At 67.4% G+C, this 1,044-nt stretch carries 1 protein-coding gene and 1 pseudogene; both read left to right on the top strand.

Annotated features, from left to right (window positions below):
* Window positions 1-150: pseudogene (locus tag ABZV94_RS42095) on the top strand (MerR family transcriptional regulator); the annotation flags it as partial.
* Window positions 141-1,044: Clp protease N-terminal domain-containing protein (locus tag ABZV94_RS42090; RefSeq protein WP_356350466.1), on the top strand; the 904-nt coding region annotated here is incomplete at its 3' end. The pseudogene ABZV94_RS42095 and the gene ABZV94_RS42090, both read left to right, overlap by 10 nt.

The raw sequence follows: 1,044 nt of genomic DNA, 5'->3' as shown, positions 1-1,044 counted from the left end.
CTCGCCCGGATCCAACGGCTACGGGCCGGGCTCCCCCTCAATTACGCATCCCTCGGTGTGGTGCTCGACCTGCTCGACCGGATCAGCGAACTGGAGGCCGCGTTGAGGCGCAGCAACGCCGGCTCTAGGAGTGATGAATCGTGGATATGAACCGGCTCACCCAGAAGTCCCAGGAAGCTCTTCAGCAAGCGCAGACGATCGCCGGCCGGATGGACCAGACCGAGGTCGACGGCGAGCATCTGCTGCTGGCGCTCCTCGACCAGCCGGAGGGTCTGGTTCCACGGCTCTTCGACCAAGCCGGCGCCGACACGGAGGCGTTGCGCGCCTCGCTCATGAGCGAGTTGTCACGCAGACCGAAGGTGACCGGCCCCGGCGCCACACCTGGGCAGGTATACGTCACCCAGCGGCTGGCCAAGCTGCTGGACACCGCCGAGCAGGAGGCCAAGCGCCTCAAGGACGAATATGTGTCCGTGGAGCACCTCGTCCTGGCACTGGCCGACGAGGGATCCAGGACCGCGGCGGGGCGCCTGCTCAAGGAACACGGCATCACCAAGGACTCCTTCCTGTCCGCGCTGACCCGGATCCGGGGGAACCAGCGTGTCACCTCGGCCACGCCGGAGAGTGCGTACGAGGCGTTGGAGAAGTACGGCCGCGATCTGGTGGCCGAGGCGCGGAACGGCAAGATGGACCCGGTGATCGGCCGGGACGCGGAGATCCGCCGGGTGATGCAGATCCTCAGCCGCAAAACCAAGAACAACCCCGTGCTGATCGGAGATCCGGGCGTCGGCAAGACGGCCATCGTGGAAGGCCTGGCACAGCGGATCGTCCGCGGCGACGTGCCCGAGGGGCTGCGCGAGAAGACCATCTTCTCCCTCGACATGAGCTCGCTGGTGGCAGGTGCCAAGTACCGCGGTGAGTTCGAGGAACGACTGCAGGCCGTCCTGAGCGAGGTCAAGGCCGCTGAGGGGCGCATCCTGCTCTTCGTCGACGAGCTCCACACGGTCGTCGGGGCCGGTGGCGGCGCCGAGGGCGCGATGGACGCCG

It is taken from the genome of Streptomyces sp. NPDC004658, from assembly GCF_040609555.1.
GTDB lineage: Bacteria > Actinomycetota > Actinomycetes > Streptomycetales > Streptomycetaceae > Streptomyces.
The sequence above is the reverse complement of the archived record's forward strand: the minus strand, read 5'-3'. Positions and strand labels throughout refer to the sequence as shown.